Source organism: Streptomyces sp. NRRL B-24572, from assembly GCF_002156145.1.
Lineage (GTDB): Bacteria > Actinomycetota > Actinomycetes > Streptomycetales > Streptomycetaceae > Streptomyces > Streptomyces vietnamensis.
The window spans coordinates 1-2,729 of record NZ_MWIG01001017.1 but is presented as its reverse complement, the minus strand read 5'-3'; the positions used below and the strand labels follow the sequence as shown (position 1 = coordinate 2,729).

The 2,729-nt window shown below is 70.6% G+C and carries 3 protein-coding genes; all 3 read left to right on the top strand.

Features of this window, described 5'->3' with window-relative positions:
* Positions 1-295: 295 nt before the first annotated feature.
* Positions 296-1,582, top strand: a complete 1,287-nt coding sequence (eno, locus tag CCN56_RS39625; protein WP_086832429.1) for a phosphopyruvate hydratase — start codon at positions 296-298, stop codon at positions 1,580-1,582.
* A gap of 139 nt (positions 1,583-1,721) precedes the next feature.
* Positions 1,722-2,192: a septum formation initiator family protein gene (locus tag CCN56_RS39620; RefSeq protein ID WP_086832428.1), complete on the top strand. Its 471-nt coding sequence runs from the start codon at positions 1,722-1,724 to the stop codon at positions 2,190-2,192.
* Positions 2,193-2,210: 18 nt separating this feature from the next.
* A partial coding sequence (locus CCN56_RS39615) for a DUF501 domain-containing protein (RefSeq protein WP_107484312.1) occupies positions 2,211-2,729 on the top strand: 519 nt, incomplete at its 3' end.

Below are 2,729 nucleotides of genomic sequence, written 5' to 3'. Positions count from 1 at the left end.
GAGTCCGGCGGCTCACGCGGCCCCGACGACCCTCCCGCGGTGACCACCCCGGTCCGGCGTGCCCCTTCCCCCGTGCGCGCCGGACCGGGGTTCCCCCGTTTCGGGGGACCTGACGGTTACTGTCCAGTAGATCCGGGGGCCTTCGTCCCGGGATGCATGCCCTTGGGTCCTTTTTCGTCCCAGGGGGCGGGCGCCCGGCCGGTCGCGGCCCCCGAGCCGGTTAGGCTCTTGTCGCAAGGCCAAGCGACCCTGCACCGACCTTGCGTCACATCCAGCGTCACATCCCAAAAAGGAGATGCTCGTGCCGTCCATCGACGTCGTCGTAGCCCGGGAAATCCTGGACTCCCGAGGCAACCCCACGGTCGAGGTCGAGGTCGGCCTCGACGACGGCAGCACCGGCCGTGCTGCCGTTCCGTCCGGCGCCTCCACCGGTGCGTTCGAGGCCATCGAGCTCCGCGACGGTGACCCCAACCGCTACCAGGGCAAGGGTGTCGAGAAGGCCGTCCTCGCCGTCATCGAGCAGATCGGCCCGGAGCTCGTCGGCTACGACGCCACCGAGCAGCGCCTGATCGACCAGGCCATGTTCGACCTGGACGCCACGGAGAACAAGGGCTCGCTCGGCGCCAATGCCATCCTCGGCGTCTCCCTCGCCGTCGCGCACGCCGCCTCCGAGGCCAGCGACCTCCCCCTCTTCCGCTACCTGGGCGGCCCGAACGCGCACCTGCTGCCCGTTCCGATGATGAACATCCTCAACGGTGGGTCGCACGCCGACTCCAACGTGGACATCCAGGAGTTCATGATCGCCCCGATCGGCGCGGAGTCCTTCTCCGAGGCCCTCCGCTGGGGTGCGGAGATCTACCACACCCTCAAGGCCGTCCTGAAGCGCAAGGGTCTCTCCACCGGCCTCGGCGACGAGGGCGGCTTCGCCCCGAACCTGGAGTCCAACCGCGCCGCCCTCGACCTCATCGTCGAGGCCATCAAGGAGGCCGGCTACACCCCGGGCTCCGACGTCGCGCTCGCGCTCGACGTCGCCGCGTCCGAGTTCTACAAGGACGGCTCGTACGAGTTCGAGGGCAAGTCCCGCTCGGCCGCCGAGATGACCGAGTACTACGCCGAGCTCGTCTCCGCGTACCCGCTGGTCTCCATCGAGGACCCGCTGTTCGAGGACGACTGGGACGGCTGGAAGATCATCACCGACAAGCTGGGCTCCAAGGTCCAGATCGTCGGCGACGACCTCTTCGTCACCAACCCGGAGCGCCTGGCCCGCGGCATCGAGGAGGGCACCGCCAACGCCCTCCTGGTCAAGGTCAACCAGATCGGCTCGCTGACCGAGACCCTCGACGCCGTCGAGCTCGCCCAGCGCAACGGCTTCAAGTGCATGATGTCCCACCGCTCCGGCGAGACCGAGGACGTCACCATCGCCGACCTCGCCGTCGCCGTGAACTGCGGTCAGATCAAGACCGGCGCCCCGGCCCGCTCGGACCGCGTCGCCAAGTACAACCAGCTCCTGCGCATCGAGGAGATCCTCGACGACGCCGCGGTCTACGCCGGCCGCAGCGCCTTCCCGCGCTTCAAGGGCTGACCTGGCCTGACGCTGTAGACACGGGCTTTGCATCCGGAGAATTGAATAGGGAGCAAAGGCGTAGCGAAGCGAAGCGTCCCCGTACTCGGTCCCGTACCGTGTGCGGGGACGCACGCGTGAACAGGGGAGGCGACACGACATGGCCGCGAAGGACCGGGACCGGTTCTCGACCGCGACCCGGATCAGGCTGCTCGGCGAGCAGACCGCCGCCCGTGTCTACCGCTCCCAGACCCGCCGCCAGGCCCGCCGCTCCCGGCTCACCGGCCGCGCGGCCTTCCTCGCCCTCGTGGTCTGCTCCCTCGTCGTGGCCCTCGCCTACCCGATGCGGAGCTACGTCTCCCAGCAGGGCGAGATCGCCGAGCAGGAGCGCAAGGCCGCCGAGGCCGCCCGGCGGGTCGAGGAACTGAAGGACGAGAAGGCCCGCCTCCAGGACCCCGCCTACGTCCGCCGCCTCGCCCGCGAGCACCTGCACTACGTGCTCCCCGGCGAGACCGGCTTCACCGTGAACGACCCCGACGCGGAGCAACGGCCCCGCGCCGACCAGGGCGCGGCGGACCGCCCCTGGTACGACAACCTGTGGGACGGCGTGGACAACGCCGACCGCCACTGAACAACTCCAGGATCCGAGATGGAAACGCCCCCTCCGCAGACCGAACGCACCGAGCCCACCGACACGGACATCGCCGCCTTCGAGCTCCAGCTCGGCCGCCCGCCCCGCGGTCTGCGCGCCATCGCGCACCGCTGCCCGTGCGGCAACCCGGACGTCGTCGAGACCGCGCCCCGGCTCCCCGACGGCACGCCGTTCCCGACCACGTACTACCTGACCTGCCCGCGTGCGGCCTCGGCCATCGGCACCCTGGAGGCCAACGGGGTCATGAAGGAGATGCAGGCCCGGCTCGCCACCGACCCGGAGCTCGCCGCCGCCTACCGGGCCGCGCACGAGGACTACATCGCCCGCCGTGACGCCATCGAGGTCCTGGAGGGCTTCCCGAGCGCCGGCGGCATGCCGGACCGGGTCAAGTGCCTGCACGTCCTCGTCGGCCACTCGCTGGCCGCCGGACCGGGCGTGAACCCGTTCGGCGACGAGGCGCTCGCGATGCTGCCGGAGTGGTGGGCGAAGGGCCCCTGCGTGAACCCGTGCGCCGAC

Coding starts and splice junctions, on each gene's coding strand:
- eno (WP_086832429.1), top strand. CDS start 296: ATGCTCGTGCCGTCCATCGACGTCGTCGTAGCCCGGGAAATCCTGGAC.
- CCN56_RS39620 (WP_086832428.1), top strand. CDS start 1,722: ATGGCCGCGAAGGACCGGGACCGGTTCTCGACCGCGACCCGGATCAGG.